This is a genomic window from Bacteroides sp. An19 (genome assembly GCF_002160215.1).
In the GTDB taxonomy this organism is placed as follows: Bacteria; Bacteroidota; Bacteroidia; order Bacteroidales; family Bacteroidaceae; genus Phocaeicola; species Phocaeicola intestinalis.
Genome location: NZ_NFKD01000011.1, coordinates 1 through 20,022 on the forward strand (window position 1 = coordinate 1; position 20,022 = coordinate 20,022).

Annotated in this window: 20 protein-coding genes; 13 read left to right on the forward strand and 7 right to left on the reverse strand. The window is 45.5% G+C overall.

Going from position 1 to position 20,022, the window contains the following annotated elements:
* A partial coding sequence (locus B5F25_RS06695; protein WP_206423535.1) for a PD-(D/E)XK nuclease domain-containing protein occupies positions 1–792 on the forward strand: 792 nt, incomplete at its 5' end.
* Between the two features lie 85 nt (positions 793–877).
* On the opposite strand, the gene B5F25_RS06700 is transcribed toward B5F25_RS06695, so the two are convergent.
* Positions 878–1,777: a diaminopimelate dehydrogenase gene (locus B5F25_RS06700; RefSeq protein WP_013618489.1), complete on the reverse strand. Its 900-nt coding sequence runs from the start codon at positions 1,775–1,777 to the stop codon at positions 878–880.
* A 213-nt stretch (positions 1,778–1,990) separates the two neighbouring features.
* On the opposite strand from B5F25_RS06700, the gene ruvA reads away from it, so the two are divergent.
* From ruvA to B5F25_RS06720, 4 genes are all read left to right on the forward strand, one after another.
* Positions 1,991–2,587 carry a Holliday junction branch migration protein RuvA gene (ruvA, locus tag B5F25_RS06705; RefSeq protein ID WP_087248549.1) on the forward strand — a complete coding sequence of 199 codons (597 nt, stop codon included), beginning with the start codon at positions 1,991–1,993 and terminating at the stop codon, positions 2,585–2,587.
* Positions 2,588–2,882: 295 nt separating this feature from the next.
* Complete coding sequence (locus B5F25_RS06710; RefSeq protein WP_162614365.1) at positions 2,883–3,107, forward strand: hypothetical protein; 225 nt, start codon at positions 2,883–2,885, stop codon at positions 3,105–3,107.
* A gap of 259 nt (positions 3,108–3,366) precedes the next feature.
* Positions 3,367–4,287, forward strand: coding sequence for a peptidoglycan DD-metalloendopeptidase family protein (locus B5F25_RS06715; protein ID WP_087213194.1), 921 nt, complete (start codon positions 3,367–3,369; stop codon positions 4,285–4,287).
* A 229-nt stretch (positions 4,288–4,516) separates the two neighbouring features.
* Positions 4,517–5,215, forward strand: a complete 699-nt coding sequence (locus tag B5F25_RS06720; protein WP_087248448.1) for a response regulator transcription factor — start codon at positions 4,517–4,519, stop codon at positions 5,213–5,215.
* Between the two features lie 185 nt (positions 5,216–5,400).
* Here the strand turns inward: B5F25_RS06720 and B5F25_RS06725 are convergent, their stop codons facing one another.
* The gene (locus tag B5F25_RS06725) at positions 5,401–5,715 is read right to left on the reverse strand and encodes a DUF3836 domain-containing protein (RefSeq protein ID WP_087248450.1); all 315 of its coding nucleotides are present in this window, start codon (positions 5,713–5,715) and stop codon (positions 5,401–5,403) included.
* A gap of 164 nt (positions 5,716–5,879) precedes the next feature.
* Here B5F25_RS06725 and B5F25_RS06730 point away from each other — a divergent pair, with 164 nt between their 5' ends.
* On the forward strand, positions 5,880–7,214 hold the full coding sequence (locus B5F25_RS06730) for a HAMP domain-containing sensor histidine kinase (RefSeq protein ID WP_087248452.1): 1,335 nt from the start codon (positions 5,880–5,882) through the stop codon (positions 7,212–7,214).
* Between the two features lie 140 nt (positions 7,215–7,354).
* Here B5F25_RS06730 and B5F25_RS06735 read toward each other — a convergent pair whose 3' ends face one another.
* Complete coding sequence (locus B5F25_RS06735) at positions 7,355–10,168, reverse strand: M16 family metallopeptidase (protein WP_087248454.1); 2,814 nt, start codon at positions 10,166–10,168, stop codon at positions 7,355–7,357.
* A 226-nt stretch (positions 10,169–10,394) separates the two neighbouring features.
* Here B5F25_RS06735 and B5F25_RS06740 point away from each other — a divergent pair, with 226 nt between their 5' ends.
* On the forward strand, positions 10,395–10,889 hold the full coding sequence (locus tag B5F25_RS06740) for an AAA family ATPase (protein WP_087248456.1): 495 nt from the start codon (positions 10,395–10,397) through the stop codon (positions 10,887–10,889).
* Between the two features lie 69 nt (positions 10,890–10,958).
* Positions 10,959–11,849, forward strand: coding sequence for an Rpn family recombination-promoting nuclease/putative transposase (locus tag B5F25_RS06745; protein ID WP_087248458.1), 891 nt, complete (start codon positions 10,959–10,961; stop codon positions 11,847–11,849).
* Positions 11,850–12,364: 515 nt separating this feature from the next.
* Here the strand turns inward: B5F25_RS06745 and B5F25_RS06750 are convergent.
* From B5F25_RS06750 to B5F25_RS06760, 3 genes are all read right to left on the reverse strand, one after another.
* Positions 12,365–13,084 carry an ABC transporter ATP-binding protein gene (locus tag B5F25_RS06750; protein ID WP_239414019.1) on the reverse strand — a complete coding sequence of 240 codons (720 nt, stop codon included), beginning with the start codon at positions 13,082–13,084 and terminating at the stop codon, positions 12,365–12,367.
* Complete coding sequence (locus B5F25_RS06755) at positions 13,075–14,007, reverse strand: hypothetical protein (RefSeq protein ID WP_087395772.1); 933 nt, start codon at positions 14,005–14,007, stop codon at positions 13,075–13,077. The genes B5F25_RS06750 and B5F25_RS06755 overlap by 10 nt, the downstream gene beginning before the upstream one ends.
* A gap of 87 nt (positions 14,008–14,094) precedes the next feature.
* Positions 14,095–14,355 carry a hypothetical protein gene (locus tag B5F25_RS06760; protein WP_022041147.1) on the reverse strand — a complete coding sequence of 87 codons (261 nt, stop codon included), beginning with the start codon at positions 14,353–14,355 and terminating at the stop codon, positions 14,095–14,097.
* A gap of 239 nt (positions 14,356–14,594) precedes the next feature.
* Here B5F25_RS06760 and B5F25_RS06765 point away from each other — a divergent pair, with 239 nt between their 5' ends.
* The 3 genes from B5F25_RS06765 to tatC all read left to right on the forward strand — a co-directional run bounded on the left by B5F25_RS06765 (position 14,595) and on the right by tatC (position 16,410).
* A complete protein-coding gene (locus tag B5F25_RS06765) occupies positions 14,595–15,167 on the forward strand; it encodes a superoxide dismutase (RefSeq protein ID WP_087248462.1) in 573 nt (190 codons plus the stop codon).
* Positions 15,168–15,373: 206 nt separating this feature from the next.
* Entirely contained in the window at positions 15,374–15,598 is a 225-nt protein-coding gene (locus B5F25_RS06770; RefSeq protein ID WP_022041145.1) for a twin-arginine translocase TatA/TatE family subunit, read from the forward strand.
* On the forward strand, positions 15,595–16,410 hold the full coding sequence (tatC, locus tag B5F25_RS06775) for a twin-arginine translocase subunit TatC (protein WP_239414020.1): 816 nt from the start codon (positions 15,595–15,597) through the stop codon (positions 16,408–16,410). Before B5F25_RS06770 ends, tatC begins: the two co-directional genes overlap by 4 nt.
* A 73-nt stretch (positions 16,411–16,483) precedes the next feature.
* Here the strand turns inward: tatC and B5F25_RS06780 are convergent, their stop codons facing one another.
* On the reverse strand, positions 16,484–17,323 hold the full coding sequence (locus B5F25_RS06780) for a hypothetical protein (protein ID WP_087248555.1): 840 nt from the start codon (positions 17,321–17,323) through the stop codon (positions 16,484–16,486).
* A 272-nt stretch (positions 17,324–17,595) separates the two neighbouring features.
* Between B5F25_RS06780 and B5F25_RS06785 the strand changes: the two genes are divergently transcribed.
* Together B5F25_RS06785 and B5F25_RS06790 are read left to right on the forward strand one after the other, a co-directional pair.
* A complete protein-coding gene (locus B5F25_RS06785; RefSeq protein WP_022041142.1) occupies positions 17,596–19,032 on the forward strand; it encodes an HD domain-containing protein in 1,437 nt (478 codons plus the stop codon).
* 153 nt (positions 19,033–19,185) lie between these two features.
* On the forward strand, positions 19,186–19,806 hold the full coding sequence (locus tag B5F25_RS06790; RefSeq protein WP_087248464.1) for a CatA-like O-acetyltransferase, family 2: 621 nt from the start codon (positions 19,186–19,188) through the stop codon (positions 19,804–19,806).
* Positions 19,807–20,022 lie beyond the last annotated feature (216 nt).

Below are 20,022 nucleotides of genomic sequence, written 5' to 3' on the forward strand. Positions count from 1 at the left end.
GACGGATACCATTTCAGTGAAAAGATGACCGATGTCTACAATCCTTTCAGCCTGCTCAATGCTTTTGCTTCCGGCTCTATCCGTGATTACTGGTTCCGTAGCGGTACGCCTTCATACCTCATCCGCCTGCTTACACATACCAATGAGAATTTGGATGAACTGACCGGGAAATATTACGACCCGCAGGAGTTTATCGACTATAAGGCAAATGTAGAAAAACCGTTGCCGATGATTTACCAGAGCGGATACCTCACCATCAAAGATTATGATCGCGATTTCGGGACATTCCTGCTCGATTTTCCCAACAACGAAGTCAAGAAAGGATTTGTGGCATTGATTGCTTCAGATTATTTGAAGCCCCGGCAAGAAATGGGCAGTTGGGTGCGTAATGTGGTCCTATCTTTGCGCAGGGGAGAATTGGAGAAATTAAACAAGCTATTCACCTCCTTCCTTGCCGACATTCCCTATACCATGCGTCGCAAGCAGGACGAGAGGGAAAGGGAGCGTTATTTCCACTATACGTTCTACCTGATATTCCGCCTGGTCAGCGTCTATACGGTCTATACCGAAAAGGAACAGAGCGAAGGACGGGTGGACTGCATCGTAGAGACACCCGATTACGTCTATATCTTCGAATTTAAGCTGAACGGAACGGCAGACGAAGCCTTAAAGCAGATAGAGGAAAAAGGCTACGCACGCCCGTATGCTTCCGACAGGCGACTTATATATAAAATAGGTGCCAGCTTCTCCTCGCAGACCGGAACCATTGACGACTGGAAGGTGCAAGGTTAATATCTTTGAAACAAGAAAGACGCAGAAGTATAATAATCCGTTTACACTTCTGCGTCTTTGTTATTTCAATGTGATTCCGTCCAGATTATACCAGATGTGCCACCCATTCATCACGGTCTCCCGGAAGGAGGTCTACCACCGGAATCTCAATCATTGTGTAGCATCCCGGTTGCTGACGCATCGAGGCGCGGGCTACGCATACCAGTACTTGGGCAGTCAGAGCCGGATTGTTAATTTTCATATCAAATTCGAACAATTGGTTATGAGTCTTGCCCGATACACCTTTGCGAACCAAGTTCACGCCGTGCCCTACATCGTTCAGGTCGTCCACACAAGCGACTTGTTTCACGTGCGTTTCGTCATTCACGAAATACGGGTCAGCCTTGATGGCTGCTTCTACCTGCTTGAAGTCGGCACCCTCTTCCAGTTCTACATATACCATACGGCGATGAATACCCGTACCTACCGGAATAGTCATCGACAACGCATCTTTCACACCGGCAATCGCACGCACAGCAACAGAATGCCCCATGCTGCGGCCCGGACCGAAGTTGGTATAGGTGATGCCTTTCGGAGCAATGGCTTCCAGCAAGGTACGTACTACCGAGTCACTTCCCGGGTCCCAGCCTGCCGAAATAACCGATACGGTATTGTTTGCCTTAGCCACTTCACCCAATGTACGGCGCAAGTCGCTGATTTGCGTATGGATATCAAAGCTGTCCACGGTGTTGATACCGAGTGCGAGGATTTCTTTTGCATATTGTTCTACGCTGCGCGTCGGAGTGGCAAGAATGGCAACATCCACGTCTTTCAGTTCTTTGATGTCTTTCACCACTTCATAGTTTGCCAACTCGGCAGGCTTGTTTTCCGCCCCATGACGGCGCACGATACCTGCCACTTCGAAATCGGGAGCCGCTTCCAGCGCTTCCAGCGTAAATTTTCCGATATTACCGTAACCCACTACGGCTGCTCTAATTTTCTTCATCGTGTTTGATGTTTTAAAATGAATCTTCAATTGAACTAATCTGTGTAATCTGTGGTGTGTCACTCACCGACTTTTACGCCACAAAGATAGAAAAACGAAACGATTCGTGACATACCGGAAAGAAGCGATTTTGAAAATATTATCACAAAACTTATGATTTATAACTTTCTTATGCCTATTTTTGCATCGAAATTAGAAATTGCAGCAAAAAAGATGATTGAATATATCAAAGGAGAACTTACCGAACTGACTCCCGCCATGGCAATAGTAGAATGCCACGGTGTAGGCTATGGCATCAATGTTTCACTCAACACCTTTTCCGCCATTCAAGGGAAACAGGAAGTCAAACTCTTCATCTACGAGGCAATCCGCGAAGACGCCCATGTGCTCTACGGCTTCGCCACCAAGCAGGAGCGCGAGCTTTTCCTTTTGCTCATCACCGTTTCGGGCATCGGAGGCAACACTGCACGGATGATCCTCTCCGCTCTTTCGCCCAATGAATTGTGCAACGTCATCAGCAGCGGAAACGACAAATTACTGAAAACCGTAAAAGGTATCGGGCTGAAAACAGCGCAACGCATCATTGTCGAACTGAAAGACAAGATAGCCTCCACAGGTATTACCGAGGCGGAGACTGTATCATCCATATCTGCATCTGTCAACGCCGAAATCTACGAAGAAGCCGTAGCCGCCTTGGTTATGTTAGGTTTCGCACAAGCTCCTACGCACAAAGCCGTGGCTAGTATCCTGAAAGCCGATCCCGATGCTACTGTAGAACAAGTCATCAAGCTAGCATTGAAGATGTTGTAAAATAATCCCGGCAAACATCTTTGCCCGATAGCTTGTAAATAAGTATACCGGTCTATCATCTTCATCTGCCAATGGAAGCGGATGAAACTCTTTGATAAAGCCAGCAGATTCATCGCTTTATGCTGATACGGATTGCCAGATTTATCTTTAATGATCAGATAGCCCGCTATCTTCCTTATAGTAGAGATGCTAAATTTTGCGTCTCTACAAAAAACATCCCCAATCAGCACACGATAAACCCAGACAGGCTCTAATCTTTATATTGATTTAGAAGCTGTTTTGAATTTATCGTGCGATGATTTGGGATGAGTTTTTGAGGCATTTCCGCTTCTGTGATGAGGAAGATAGCGGGCTATCTGACGAAGAACAGGAGCGAAAAGGACCAAAAAATCGCCCAAAGCACACACGAAAACGGATACATCAAGCCAAGAAAAACTTTTTGGAGAAATTCAAAACAGCTTCTATTTCTTACATGCTTTCCGTCTCATTCACGCCTTTCCCTAGAAGATTATCCGAATAAGCATAAAATACATGTTGTGAAACATAAATAGATCAATAAGGTTTATTTGTGGCATAAAAATACATAAAAAATAGTTAACTGCTAACTCTACATTACAGAAAAAAAGCTATATTTGGAACGCTTTTTGAACAAAAGCAAGCATCCGTATGTTTACACGATGCTCGAATTAGCTGATTAATTAACCATAAATGATATTCTGGCCTTAGTCGGAAAAAGAGAAATCCGGCTGATGAATACAAGCAAAGAAGAAAGGCATATAATGATTTTAAAATGTATTAGAACAGTAGCGGTAGCTGCGTTGGCGCTGGTGAGCGTAAACGTATCGGGGCAGGACTTGCTGGCACGCCAGGCACCTATCGACAGAAAGCTGAAAGCTGTAGACTCGTTGGCGCTGATTCGCCAAATCAAGGCTGAACAAGCCGTTTATCCTGCCTATAATCTGTATCCAAACTGGCAGAACGACCGTGTACATGCTTATGGCAATACGGTACAAGTCCCAGATACATTCCGAATTGATTTAACCGGTTTCTGCATGCCCACTACGCATACGAAGATTACCTCAAAGTGCGGTCCGCGCTGGCGTCGTATGCATAATGGGTTAGATATTAAGGTATATATCGGTGATACCATTCGGGCGGCTTTCGACGGGAAAGTACGTATGGTGAAGTATGAGCGTCGCGGTTATGGCAAGTATGTGGTTATTCGTCACGACAACGGGTTGGAGACCATTTACGGTCATCTTTCCAAACAACTGGTGAAAGAAGACGAATACGTAAAGGCTGGCGATGTGATAGGTCTGGGTGGCAATACCGGACGTTCTACAGGTTCGCACCTGCATTTCGAAACCCGTTTCTTGGGTGAGGTGATTAATCCTGAATTTATGTTTGATTTTCCGAAACAGGATATTGTGGCAGACAGTTACCTGTTTATCCGTAACGCAAACCGTTATCCGTACCAGCGTACACGTGCATTGGCAAACTTGAAGAGCGGGAAGAAAATCGAGAACGCGGAATCTTCACCTGCAGAAGGTGGTGCTATCCGTTATCATAAGATACGCAAGGGAGATACCTTGGGACGTATATCTCGGATTTACCACGTATCTATCGACCGTCTGTGTAAGATGAACGGCATTAAGCGTACCACAACCTTGCGCATCGGTCAGGTATTGCGTTGCTCATAAACAATAGCATTTTATCATTTCGGTAAGAAAAAATAACCGGGCAGGAGGAAAACGAAATCGTTTTCTTCCTGCTTTTGTTTTCCTGCCTCATTACACTACTGTACGTGCCGTTCGGCATACCTGTTCCCTGCTTTTTTGAGTGACGAAGACTGGAAAAAGAAGCATATTCTCTTTTTATTTGACAGGATAATCGTTATCTTTACCGCCAGATTGAACGAAAACAAGGATTATGATTAAACTTTTGTTGGTAGAAGACGATCCCAACCTGTGCTACATCGTACAGAGCGGACTGCAGGAACTGATAGGCGGATACGATGTGTGTACCGCTGCCAATGGAAAAGAGGGACTGGAAGCCTGGGAACAGCACAAACCCGACATCATTATCAGTGATATTGATATGCCTGAAATGGACGGATTCGAAATGGTAAAACGCATCCGGGAGACCGATGGTGATACCCCTATCCTTTTTGCTTCGGCTCTGACTTCTCCTAAAGACGTACGGAGAGGATATGGGTTCGGGGTAAACAATTATGTAAAAAAGCCCTATGTACCCGATGAACTGGACGCCCATATTCATGCCATCCTAAAGATGAAGAGCGGAGAGAAAAGCCGTTCGGAAAACGGTTGCCTCAAAATAGGGCACTATACGCTGGAACCCGCCCATGCCACTTTACGCAATGATACAAACGGAAAGCTTCAAGTGCTGACCCAACGGGAAGCTCAGATATTGCAGCTGCTTGCCGAGAACAAGAACGAAGTGGTGCGCCGCGAAGCTATTCTGAGCCGTTTCTGGAATACGGAAGACGATTTCTTTGCCTCGCGCAGTCTGGATGTATTTATCAACAAGCTTCGCAAACATTTCGAATCTGATGCAGATATCGAAATAAAAACCGTGCGGGGCATCGGGCTGATGCTGGTAACGGGATAAGAGCTTTTTCACCACAGATTACACAGATTAAGTTACAATTAAGAGCGAATCATAAATAACCCAAAGTTGTGCTTGTCGTTATTAACTATTAATTGTTCACTATTAATTGTTCACTATTAATTGTTCACTATTAATTGTTCACTATTAATTATTTTCAATCCGTATAATCTGTGGTGAACAAGCCATCATCGTTCGTAATCGGTAAAGCGGATGCCTTCGGCGGCGTAATCATAGCTTCGGGAGAGTTTCCAGCTTTGGCTTGCCGCGTTCCAACGGTAGATGTCTTTGCTCTGCAGTTCGCCTTTATCCGAATAAACCATTTCGCTACGCACCGATTTCACGTAACCCATATCGGTCTTTGCGCATACCTCGCGCACCGTCACACGCTTGCCCGCCAACTCATCGTTGAACAACTTCTCCGGAGTCTGTGCGCTCATCACTGTTGCTACACTTGCCAATACCATTACACTCGCTGCTTTTTTCAAATTCATTGTTTTCATAATACGCTCTATTTTAATGTGATACTTTTGTTTTATTTTGATATGACAAAGGTAAGCGTTCCGCTCTTCCTTTTAGGTTATCGGTATGTTATCTTTAGGTTAACGGGGATTTTTTCGCGGATAATCGTATCTTTGCCTGCAGAAAACAAAATACATTACACGCTATGGACAAGAAAAAGATAAAAGAATTTTTCGCCGATAAAAAGAACCGGCGATTCGCAGGGCTAAGCGCATTGACTTTCTTAGGGCTTATCGGGGCATTGGCGTTGCAGACGGTGTGGCTCATCAATACATACCAGTTGATACAAGCTAATATCCGCAAAGAAAGCTATGAAACGATTGAAAAAGCCCTGGAAGAAGAAGGGAACATGAGATTCGGACAAACCCCTAAAGGTACAGAAATCATGAGCGGCCCAACCAATGATACCATTCCACCAATGACCTATTTTTACCAACGCCTGAACGATATGGGGTATCCAATGTCGTTGCATAACTTAGATTCAATCACAAACGAACTGCTGGTAAATAAAGATTTAGGGAACAGATATTACATCTATCTTATTAACCTGCAAACAGGAGAAAGGCTGGACAGCATCGGGACACATCAAGAAATGTCGTGGCTAAGCATAAAACCTAAATATTTTCCGATACGTTCCGACTATACCCAAGTCATTCAACTCATACTGACCAATCCTTTTCAGACTTTTCTCGAACGCATGGGACTGCTCATTTTAGCCACCATCATTATTTTAATATTGGTGGTAAGCAGTATCATCTACCAAATCCGTATCATCGCGCGTATGAACAAGATTTTCCAGATACGCGAAGACTTTACCTATGCCATGATACACGACATGAAGACACCGCTCAGCTCCATTTTCACCGCACTCTATTTCCTGCATAGCGGAAGGCTGGACAACAAACCCGAGACAAAAGAGAAATATTACACCATAGCCGAAAACGAAGTGGACCACCTGCTGACCCTTACCAACAGGGTGCTCACCCTGTCGAAGCTGGAAAGCCACAAGCTGGAAATGAACCGGGAAGACGTACAGCTGGAACCGATAGTAGAAAACCTGACCGTGAAGTTTACCGCCAAGGCGCAAAAGCCTGTCCGCTTCACCGCCGACTTGAAGGCTCCGATGGTATATGCCGACAAAGAATACCTGGAAGAGGTATTGAGCAACCTGATGGACAACGCCATCAAGTATTCGAAACCCGAAGGAGTGGACATCCGTATCCGTTCGGAACTGAACGAGAAATACACCGTCGTCAAGGTGCACGATAACGGTCTGGGCATCTCGGAGGCCGACCAGCGCACCATCTTCAACAAATACGAGCGTGCCGCAGCCGGACGGAAGAAAAACAAAGACAAGCCTTCCGGCTTCGGTTTAGGGTTGAACTTCGTACAACAAGTGATGCATGCCCACGAAGGAAAGGTATTCGTCACCAGCATCGAAGGAGAGTTCACCGAATTTGCATTATTATTTCCAAGGTAATTATTCAGGTGACTAGGTACTAGGTGACTAGGTGACTAGATATTAAATACATTAGTAAACATCAGCAAGACTATATACTTGATAAAGTATTGTTTTTTAAAACCTAGTCACCTAGTACCTGGTCAACTAGTTAACTAAAATCACATCGGCATCATCACAAACACACGGTAGTTCTGCTGGGCTTCCAGTTCTTTCATGAAGCCGCAGATATCCGCCGCGCCTATCGCTTCAATCACCGCCTTGGTATCGGCAGGCAATTCGGAAGGAAGCAGTTCGTTTCCGGCTATCTCGCCACACCAATAACTGTTGGTGCGCTCCATTTCGGCAAAGTGTTTTACCATAAACTCTTTTACCTTGGCAAGTTCGGCTTCGTCTACCTGTTGCGCCAGTTTCGCAAATTCGTTGCGGATAATCTCCAGCGCACGGTCTTTCTTCTCCGGTTTCATCGGGAACACAGTCTGATACACCAAAGGCACATCCGACGTACGTTCCAGCACACCGCCGGTAGAAATGGAGTAAGTAGCCCCTTCTTTCTCTCTTACCTCGCTGAGCAGGCGGGCACTCATCAGCTGGGCACACATCGATGCCAATATCCGGTTCTTGAAGTTATAAGGAACGGTTCCGCTTACGAAGATACCTCCATACGCCTGCGGCACTTCCATTTTCAGTTTGACCTCTCCGGTCTTTTCGCCTGCAGTCACCCCTATTCCGCTGATACGCTTAATTTCAGCCTTCAGTGTCGGGTCGGACGGCAACGAAGCCAGATATTGCTCTGCCAGGTTTTTCAATTCTGCTTCATCAAAGTTTCCACTGAATACGAAAGTAAACTGGGAAGCATTGGCAAGTTGTTCGCGGATTATCTTCAGGATATGCTCACGGTTCGCCCCGTCGACATCCGCCGCATCCAGCATCTGCATACGCGGCGACTGATACATAAACTGATTCAATTTCTGCTGGAAAATCAGTTGGGGATTGGATTCCTGGTTCTGAAGCACACCTTTCAACAGGTTCTGCAATGCCGTAAACTCATCGGCGGTGACATTCAATTGCGTAAAGTTCAGGTAAATCAATTCCATAAGGGTCTTCAGGTCTTTAGGAGTGGCATTGCCGCTGACATTGCGCACGTAATGGTCCAGTTCGATATTGACAATCGCTTGCTTTCCTGCCATTTGCTTTGCCAAATCGGCAAAGGTGAACTCGCCTAAACCGTGTTGGGCAGTTACGACAGGCATAAACAGCAAATCGTTTACCCATTCATCGCCGTAAACCGACGTACCACCCTTAGCCGTAGCACGGAATACGATTTCATCGTTTTTGAAGTCAGTCTTCTTCACAATCACCTTCACTCCGTTTGATAGCATCCATTCCTTGGCACCGAACTGGGGAAGCGCTTTTTCCGATACAACCTTTCCGGCTGCCGGAAGCTGGCTTATCAGCGGCTCATTCTTTACATTATCCACATACGGAGCAATCTCTTCGGCATCTATCTGTGCCAATGAAGCCTTCAGGGCTGCGGCATCCGGACAAACGACACCTTCTTTTTCGGGAAGCGCAATCAGAACAGCCATGTTCCGTTCGTTAAGCAACTGGGCATACATCTGATTGACCGCCTCAACCGGAATCTGATTGGCAAGCATATTCATCAGCTGATATTCGTTCTCGATACCCGGAATCGGTGTCTTGTCGAGGAAGTTACGGACATAAGATTCTGCCAGCTTCCGGTTCTCCTGATGATTGCGGTTATTGTATGCCTGCTCCAGTTGCGACAGGTATTCAGAACGGCAACGGGCATATTCGGTAGCGGTAAAGCCTCCGCGTTTGGCACGCAACACTTCCCGATAGACCGCATCCATAGCCGGTTCGGTGTCGCTCCCTTTCGGTACGGCAATATATGCCATCGCCTTCTTGGTCTTACACAACTCCATGTCGCCATGCTGTCCCTGCGCCAAAGCATACGGAGCATCCGGCAGGGTGGAGATGTCGTGCAGGCGATACATCATCATCATGTCCGCCATGTCCAGCATATATTCGGTGGTAAGCGCCAGCATCGTGTTGCGGAGCGAATCGGGCAATACATCATACTTGAAATAGAACTTCACCAGCGAGTTGCCCTGCTCCTTGTCCTGTCCGATGGCTATCACCGGTTCGGTAAAATCATCTACCGGATAATAAACACGTTCGGCAGGCTGGGCAGGAAGCTCAATAGGCGCGAACAGTTCCTTGATTTTCGCTTCGATGCGGTCTACATCCACATCACCTACCACCACGACTCCCTGCAAGTCGGGGCGATACCATTTCTCGTAATAATCGCGCAAAGCCTGATAAGGGAAATGGTCGACAACTGACATCAGTCCGATAGGAGAACGGCTGCCATAGCGGCTATCCGGGAAAATAATGGGCGATGTTTTTTCAAAAATGCGTTGCATGGGAGGCATCTGGCTGCGCCACTCTTCATGAATCACGGCACGTTCTTCATCAATGGCTTTGTCTTCGAGCAACAAACCGTTTGCCCAGTCGCTCAAAATCAGCAGGCAGGAGTCCTGCACGCCGATGCGTTCCGAAGGCACTCCGCAGATGCGGTACACGGTCTCGTCGACAGCTGTATAGGCATTGAGGTTCATGCCGAACTTCACGCCTACCGATTCCAGCCAGGGAATCAACGTGTTGCCGGGGAAATGCTTGGTGCCGTTGAAACACATGTGCTCTAAGAAGTGAGCCAATCCGCGCTGGTTTTCTTCTTCCTGAATGGACCCTACCTTTTGGGCGATATAGAAGTCCACCTGGTTTTCCGGATAGTCGTTGTGACGGATGTAGTAGGTCAGTCCGTTGTCCAGTTTTCCGATGCGGACGTTCTTGTCCACTGGTACAGGAGGCATCTGCTGTGCACGTAATCCCAAAGGAAGCATGCAGCATCCCGCCAAGGCAAAACAAATAAATTTCGTAAATCTTTTCATAAGTTTTTCTTACTATTTTATTAAACAATCTTTCTTTTAACAGCACAAAGATAAGTATTAGTCTCCACATATTATGTTATCACAATGTTATCTTTAGGTTAACGGGACTTACAGCATAGAGCTACAGACGTGGGCAGCTGATACCAAACAAAAAACAACCTTCTGTATAATCTGTGGTGAAAAAATGTACCTTTGTCGTACGACAAACCCATAAAACAATTCTGGTATGGAAAAGGAAAAAGTGAAAGGCATCCCTTACGGAGTGGCAAGTTTCAAACAGTTAAGGCAGGAAAATTCCTATTACGTAGACAAGACGATGTATCTTCCCATGCTGGAGGAGATAAGCAACTACCTTTTCCTTATACGTCCCAGAAGATTCGGAAAGAGCGTATTTGTCAGCATGATGCGGACGTATTACGACATTGCCAAAGCGGACCGGTTCGATACACTCTTCGACGGACTCTGGATAAAAGAACATCCCACACCGTTGAAGAATGCCTTTCAGATTATCTATTTTGATTTTTCCATTGTGGGAACAGGATTCAATGAACAGGAATTGGAAGAAAACTTCAACAAATATTGTGGACAAGTACTGGACGTTTTTGCCGAAATCTATGCCAGTTTCTACGACAACGGATTTGAGCAAGAAGTCAAAAAAGAAAGCAGCGCCCGTTCCAAGCTGAACTACCGCTTCTTAATAAAATCGATGAAAGGCAATTAAATCCCGAAAACCAATGGATAATTTCACTGAAATTCGTATCTTTGTAAATCATAAAAAACAAATTCGCTTATGGAAAGCAGAGAATTAAGAGACAGATACGTCAACCCGTATACCGACTTCGGTTTCAAGAAACTGTTCGGCACCGAGATAAACAAAGACTTGCTTATCAGTTTCATCAATAGCCTGCTCCATGGCAGAGAAGTGGTGAAAGACCTCACCTATCTCAATACCGAACACCTCGGCATCAGTGAAGCCGACCGCAAAGCCGTGTTCGATGTTTATTGCGAAAATGAAAATGGCGAAAAATTATTAGTCGAGATGCAGCGAGGCATCCAGCAGTATTTTAAGGACCGTAGTCTTTACTATGCAACTTTTCCCATCCGTGAACAAGGACAGAAAGGGGAGTGGGATTATCAGCTGAAATCAGTCTATATCATTGGCATCCTCAACTTCACGTTTGATAAAGATAACGACAATTATTTCCACCACGAAGTGCAATTATTTGATAACCAGACCAAAGAAGTCTTTTACGATAAACTGACTTTCATCTACTTGGAAATGCCCAAATTCAATAAAACAGAAGATGAATTGACTGACATGTTCGAGAAATGGCTTTTTGTTCTTCGCAATCTTTCCCGATTGATGGAACGTCCCAAAGCCTTACAAGAACGCATTTTCACCAAGCTTTTCGAAGCTGCCGAAATTGCCAAGTTCACTAAGGTGGAATACGATAATTACGAAGAAAGCTTAAAAATCTATCGAGACTGGAAAAATACGATTGATACCGCAAAGAAAATTTCATGGGAAGAAGGACATGAAAAAGGGAAAGAAGAAGGGAAAGAAGAAGGACGGGAAGAAAAGGCTGCCGAAATGGCTCGAAGTTTAAAAGCGGAAGGGGTTCCTGTTAATATTATCGCTAAATGCAGCGGTTTAAGCGAAGACCAAATCAACACCCTCTAAAAATGCATACGAATTCAATATAAATCAGAAACTGTTCTGAATGTCTCCAAAAAGTTTTTCTTGGCTTGATGTTTCCGTTTTCCCCGATAAATTTATTTGACCGAATATGAACCAATACATGATTGAATGGTTCATAATCTGCTTTAAGCAGTCTTACTTTTACGTTCTCCAATTGAAAACCGTACGTTCTCGATATGGAAACCGTACGGTTTTCAATTGGAGAACGTACGGTTTTGATATGGAAACCATAAAAGGATGCCGCTTGCATCGATAATATAACCTAAGCGGAAACTGAAATGTAGTGAACGTATTGAGGGATTAATTATGCGAATCAGGAGTTAAACGTAGTTATGTTTCACAGGAGTTATCACTTCGTTCAGGAGTTAAAGGCCAATAGCCTTGCTTCTGAAACCGGCGCCAAAAAGCATTGGCATCTAACTCCCAGCGGGCGATAACTTCCTATAACTCCCTTTTAACTCCTGATTGTATAAATGTACGCAACGTCCTTCTTTGATTCATTCAAAACTGTTTCCGTTTTTTTCAATCCGTGTAATCTGTGGTGAAAAACACTCACGCTTCCTCTTCTTCGTGCAGAATAAACCGTTCGATTTCTTCACAGACCCGCAGGCGAATCTTTTCAGCAGCTTGCCTTCACGCAGGTAATAGATAGTGTCGCACACCTCGTGCAAGGCATCCAGCCGGTGCGAAGATACGATGACGGTTTTCCATTGTGCTTTCAGGTTGCGAATCAGCTGCTTCATCTGGATACATCCTTTCAGGTCAATGCCATTGAACGGTTCATCCAGGATATAAAGGTCGGGGCCTTGCAGACAGACCGCCATAAAGCCTAACTTCTTTTGCATTCCTGTGGAATATTCGGAAGCATAGCGGCCGAGAGGAAGACGGAACATTTTTGTATTCAAGTAATCTATTTGCTTCCGGTTGACCTTCTTCCCGTATGCCCGCAGGCAAAACTCGATGTATTCGTATCCCGTCACCAGCGGATAAAAGAAATTATCGGCTGGCAAATAACCTACCGTCACCCACTCGCCTTTCCGAATCATGCCTTCATACGAAGCCATCCCCGTCAGGCAACGGAACAAAGTTGTCTTTCCTGATCCATTGTCCCCTACCAGTCCATACACTTTTCCCCAGTCGCAAACCAGCGAAACATCATCGAGCACTTTTGCGCGCCCGAACGACTTTGACATATTCTCCACACGTATTATTTCCATATAGCTTTCCATTTTATCCATACCGCATACGAAAGTATTCCCACGACCGTCAATTCTGCCAGACAGCCCACCCAGGCGAAACAAGTCCATGCAAACAAAGGAATACATACGACAAGCTGCATCACCGCAATACCGACAATTACCGGACAGACCCAACGGAACAACGCCATGCTTTGCAGATAGAGAATACCCGATGTCAGGCAGGAAAAGAAAAACAGTACGTCTTCTGCCCGGAACCCTCCGGCAAGGCACATCATCCCGAAAGGCAGGAACAGCACCGATGCATTCCAGCTATTCGCTTTCCATAATTCCCTCTGCAGGATATGATAACTCTTGAACTTCTGCAACAGATGTGCATCGAGTACGTAGCTGTAGGCACCCGACTGGATAATGCCCCAAACCAACATGCCCACCTTTGCCACCCGTACATTGCCGTTCAGACATCCCAATGCCGACATACCTATTACAATAAGGTATAGCCAGCTCATGCGACGGAACATCCGGAGATATTCCATATTGCCGGCATACAGGAATCCGAACCTTATGGGGGTTATCCGGAAACGGACAGGAGGCACGAAAGGCAACAGGCAAATCCCCAACGGCATGCACAAAGCTATCAGCCATTCGCCCCGTATCCCTGCTATTACGGCAAAAGGCAGGCTTAGCAAAAGGTATTCGTAGCAGAAGAAAACCGACACATTATCGGTAAACCTGCGCAAAAATTCCCTGTCCTTCCTTGCCTGGTGATAAGCACCTATCACCAGCAGGCAGGCAACCGGAAGCATCCAGCCTGTCTTTACCTTACACAATATCGCTACGGCAAGGACGAGCAGCCCAACCAGCAACACGCTCCGCACAATGCCCAATTCCTTCAGCAACCTGCCTCCGCTCTGCAGGCGTAACTTGACATAATATCCAAACATACCTCTGTGCCCGTTCAGCATTTTTCGTAATGATACAACTTACTGATTACTATTGTTTCATAGACTTATCTTCTTTAAAAACAGTTCTTATCTTCTTGCAGAATCCGAAGAGTTTCCCAACACCTGTTTCAACCACGGATATCCCCAAATGATTGCCATATAGACTATACCAATGAATAGAAGTGAACCGAGTGCCGCTCCCAATTCATACCTCCATTCATAAGTGTTCCAAACTACCTGACCATCAACAAGCCATTGTTTCAGGGGACGATAACCACATCTGACAAACAGATATACCCACGCAAAGATGACCAACATCTGCATACGATTCACATGCTTAGCTTTCATATTTCTCATTTAAGTTTTACTGACGCAAAAGTAAGCATCTGTTCTCACACACTATGTTATCGCAATGTTATTTTTAGGTTAACGAGAATTGGCTGGAGGTGCTGGTTGCTGATTTGCATCACTTGCCAAACCTCTCTACATAACAATCCGGAAATTTATGGCAAAGAATATACGGATTGCCACAACTTTTTCGTATCTTTCCGTGTTGATAATATATAAACCCTTTAAAAACAAACATCATGAAACATGCAATGCCTCAGCTTCCCTACACGATGGAAGCACTGGCTCCACTGATGAGCCAAGAAACTTTAGAATACCATTACGGCAAGCACCTGCAAACCTACGTGGACAATCTGAACAAACTGATAGCCGGAACGCCCTTCGAGGACATGAGTCTGGAAGACATTATCTGCAAAGCCGACGGAGGCATTTTCAACAATGCCGCACAAGCTTGGAACCATACATTCTTTTTCGAAACACTGACCGCACAACCTCAAGACATACCTGCCTCGGTGGCAGATAAACTGGCAAAGGACTTCGGGTCGGTAGAAGCATTCAGACAAGAGTTTACCCAAAAAGCTACCACTCTCTTCGGTTCGGGATGGGTATGGCTGGCAGAAGATGCCGGCAAGAAACTTTGCATCCTTTCCGAACCGAACGCAGGCAACCCGCTGACCCGAGGCATGAAGCCCATCCTTACCATTGATGTATGGGAACATGCTTACTACATCGACTATCGTAACCGACGGGCTGCATACATCGAAGCATTCTGGAAACTGATAGACTGGACAAAAGTTGCTGCACGCTTCTAAAACAACCTCTAAAATCGAAACACTGATTTGCGCCGATTCATGCGGATTGATTCTTTCATGGAAAATCCACACGAACCGGCGTTTTTCCACTATCTTCTGTTTTTCCGTCTCGTTTTTTATTTTTTATTAAAAACACTTGCCTTTATACTCCCTTCTTTGATTTATTTGTTACTTTTGTCGCCGAAATTTCATTAAAAGCAAGAAATATGAACACTACACTCTTACTCCTGGGCATCGGTATGCAAGAACTGATTGTCATCGTATTGATTCTGTTGCTGTTTTTCGGCGGAAGGAAGATTCCTGAACTGATGAAAGGACTGGGTAAAGGCGTGAAAAGCTTTAAAGACGGTGTGAACGGACTGGAAGAAGACTTAAAGGCAGACACAAAGAAAGACGAAAACACCCAACCGAATACCGATAAAGACAAATGATGAAAGAGAAAGGGGATAGCACAAAAACGAACGATGCATCGAACATGACTTTTTGGGATCACGTAGATGAATTGCGGAAAGTGCTATTCCGCATCATCATCGTGACGGGAGTGCTCATGCTTGCCGCCTTCTGCTTCAAAGACGAACTGTTCGGCATCATCCTTGCACCCAAAGAGAATGGCTTCATTGTCTACCAATGGTTCGACCGTATCGGAAACGCCTTACACATTCCGGGATTATCCGTCCCAGATTTTCATATACAGCTTATCAATACCAAACTTTCGGGGCAGTTTCTTACCCACATGAGCGTATCGCTCTATGCGGGCATTGTGCTGGCTTCGCCTTACATACTTTATCAACTGTTCCGTTTTGTCTCGCCTGCCCTTTATGCCAACGAACGACGTTATTCCCTACGCGTAGTAATGTGGGGCTACATACTGTTCCTGCTAGGCGTACTGTTCAGTTATTTTCTGGTATTTCCTTTTACTTTCCGCTTCCTTGCCCTTTATCAGGTCAGTGCGGAAGTAGAAAATGCGATTCTGCTCAGTTCATACATAGACACTCTGACTATGCTGAGCCTGATGCTGGGCATCACGTTCGAAATTCCCATCCTTGCCTGGCTTTTCGCCAAACTGGGATTTCTTACATCTACTTTCATGCGTACTTACCGCAAACATGCCATTATCATTGCACTGGTCATATCTGCCATCATTACGCCTACATCGGATGCCATTACCCTGATATTGGTAGCTGCCCCGATGTCCCTACTCTACGAAGCCAGCATCTTTATCGTGAAGCGGACTAATAAGTGACAGAGACACTCCGGATCAAGTGTGTATGCTGGCTTAAGAAGAGCGGTTCTGAACAGTTTGTTGTACTTGGGAATTATTCCTTGCCAGCTTTTTCCGCTTCTTCCATCTTACGGGTGACAAACTTCAGCTTCAGGTTTGCTTCGTTCTGTTCTTTACGGATTTGTTCCATTGCCGAAAGAATACGCGCCAAGTCACTAACAGCCGCTATAGCCTTCACATCATCGGTACGCATCGTAGTTGTATAATTTCGGTCACCGATAAATTCCAGCCGGAAACGGCGTTTGTCTTGATTGGCAACGATAAAGGCGGCTACCCCCCCGTCATCCTTTCCTACCCGATAGTCGGCTTTCTCGATTGGACGTCCCAAATCGGTCGTCTCATAACTGTCGGGCGAAGGAGCAGTCTGGGCAAACAGGTCGCCATCTGTGCTCACTTTTACTGCCGTATGGTGTATGCTTCCACCGGCACAATAAATCGAGGTAAGCAACATCTCTCCCAGCTCGTTCACCTGAGCCCGTAAGAACGAACGCCCGATGTTCTTCTCTACCACTTGTGTAGGATAAAAATAATTGCCGGTCTCCTGATAGGCAGTATCCTTCTCAAGCACGAAACGGTCTTTTATCGAATCAAGCGCAGCTTGCTTCACCTGCATCATACTATCCAGGTAAGCCAGCGTCTTGCGCTGTTCGTGCAGGTCGACCTGCTGCATCAGGCGGACACCTGCTTTACGCACATCCACGGCCTTAGGATAAAGCGTGCGGATACTGTCTATCTGCAGTTTGGCAAGGTTGTAGTTTCCGGAGGCAAACGATAACTCAGCCCGCTGAAACAATTCTCCTGCACGTTTCGAATCATTGTTGCACCCCGCAAGGAACATCACCAGGCACACAGCCGCTACCATCATCTTTTTCATACGCATCAGTTTTTAATATCCGAACACAGAGACAGGCAAATGCAAAAACATTGTAAATAAAACGTCCGGCATCGCCTTTTCACTTGAAATACAAAGGAAATTTTCCAGAGAGTCGTATCTCCGTGTTCATTTTTTATCATTATCAATCTCCTTTCATGAAACAAAAATACAATTTAATCGGTTCATATTCGGTAAAGCTCCCCTATTTTTTGTAATTTTGCACGCTATTTACGAGTTTTGAACACAAAAAACGAAACGAAAATCAACTAAGAATGAATCTGAAGGAACATTTTACCAACAAAATATTCAACTTGATTTCCGAAACCGCCGATGAACTGGGATTGGAATGTTACGTAGTAGGAGGCTACGTACGCGACATTTTCCTCAACCGGACTTCGAAAGACATTGACGTAGTAGTAGTAGGAAGCGGCATCGAGGCCGCCGAAGCTTTGGGCAAAAAACTGGGACGCAAGGCACACGTATCGGTATTCCGTAACTTCGGCACCGCACAAGTAAAATACTTCGATACCGAAGTGGAGTTTGTAGGGGCACGGAAAGAATCATACAGTCATGACAGCCGCAAACCCGTAGTAGAAAACGGTACACTGGAAGATGACCAAAACCGCCGTGACTTTACCATCAATGCCATGGCGGTCTGTCTGAACCAGGCGCGATACGGAGAACTGGTAGACCCTTTTGACGGGCTGAAAGACTTGAAAGAACGGATTATCCGCACACCGCTCGACCCGGATATCACGTTCAGCGATGACCCATTGCGTATGATGCGCTGCATCCGGTTTGCTACCCAACTGAATTTTTACATCGATGAAGAAACATTCAATGCCTTGGAACGCAACCGCGAACGCATCAAAATCATTTCGTACGAACGTATCAAAGACGAGCTGAACAAAATCTTGCTTTCACCCATACCGTCGAAAGGATTCGTCGACTTGGACCGCTGTGGCCTGCTGGAACTGATATTTCCCGAACTGACAGCTCTACAAGGTGTAGAGGTGCGGAACGGACGTGGACATAAAGATAACTTCTACCACACCCTGGAGGTGGTGGACAATATTTCCAAGGTTTCGGATAATCTTTGGTTGCGTTGGGCAACTCTATTGCATGACATCGGCAAGCCACGCACTAAACGTTGGGACCCACGTCTGGGATGGACGTTCCACAACCATAACTACATAGGAGAAAAAATGGTACCTGAAATCTTCCGTCGCCTGAAACTCCCGATGAACGAAAAGATGAAGTATGTACAGAAGCTGGTAGGACTGCACATGCGTCCCATTGTGATAGCCGATGATGTTGTGACCGACTCTGCCGTGCGCCGCTTACTCTTCGAGGCAGGTAATGATATCGATGACCTGATGGCATTGTGTGAAGCCGACATCACTTCGAAAAATGAAGCCCGTAAACAACGCTTCTTGGACAATTTCAAATTAGTACGTCAAAAATTGAAGGATTTGGAAGAAAAAGACCGCATCCGTAATTTCCAGCCGCCGGTAGACGGAGAGGAAATCATGCAGATATTCGCCCTACATCCTTGCCGTGAAATAGGTGATCTGAAGAGTGCCATCAAAGATGCCATCCTTGACGGCCTCATCCCTAACGAACACGATGCAGCTTTCCGTTTCATGCTGAAGAAAGCTGAGGAAATGGGGCTGAAGCCAGTAAATTTACCTAATAACAACCTCATATAAAATACACATATAATATAGGATTCCCGTTCGCCTGCAAATTGAATGGGAATCCTTTTATGAACCTGAGTTATCCAACATATTGTCCCTTTTGTTCTATCCATTGTCCAATATCTTACTTACCTTTGCCCTTATTATACTATATTAATGATAGAAATGAAAGAAGTAAATCCGAAAGAAACGACCCGTGCATACGCATTTGAAATGTGGATAGATGCCCCCATGCCCATGCTCACCTTTTTCAAGACCATAGATGTAACCCGCCTTGCCCGGATAAGCAAACGGCCTGGATTAAAGTTCAATATGCTGATGTGCTGGTGCATCGGACGGGCAGCACGCCATATCAAAGAGTTCTATATGCTTCCGGTCGGTAAAAAATTGATAGAATATGACAACATTGCCGTTTGTGCCGTTGTGGCTAATAGAGAAGGAGAAATAAGCTCCTGCGACATTCCTTTTTCTAATGACCTGAAACAATTCAATGAAGATTACCTGCGGCTGACCAGGCAAGTTGCTGAAAGCTGTCAGAATCATGACTTGACGGATTGCATGGTGATTGGCACATCTGCCCTTGTGCAATATGAAATAGACGGAGCGGTAGGTATGTACAGCGGAGTGTTCAATAATCCGTTTCTGATTTGGGGCAAATACAAACGGCATTTATGGAAACTGAAACTGACTGTTTCTTTCCAGTTTCATCATACACAGATGGACGGCGCGCATGCTTCGTGTTTTTTGGAGAATCTGCAAAAAGAAATCAACTGTCTGGTGGTATAATCAACAACAAATGTTATCTTTGCAGAACTAATGCCAGTCAGGAGTTAAACGTAGTTAAGTTTCACAGGAGTTATCACTTCGTTCGGGAGTTAAAGGCCAATAGCCTTGCTTCTGAAAACGGCGCAAAAGGTATTGGCATCTAACTCCCAGCCCGCACCGACGGGCGATAACTACCTATAACTCCCTTTTAACTCCTGATTCGCATAACTAACAGAA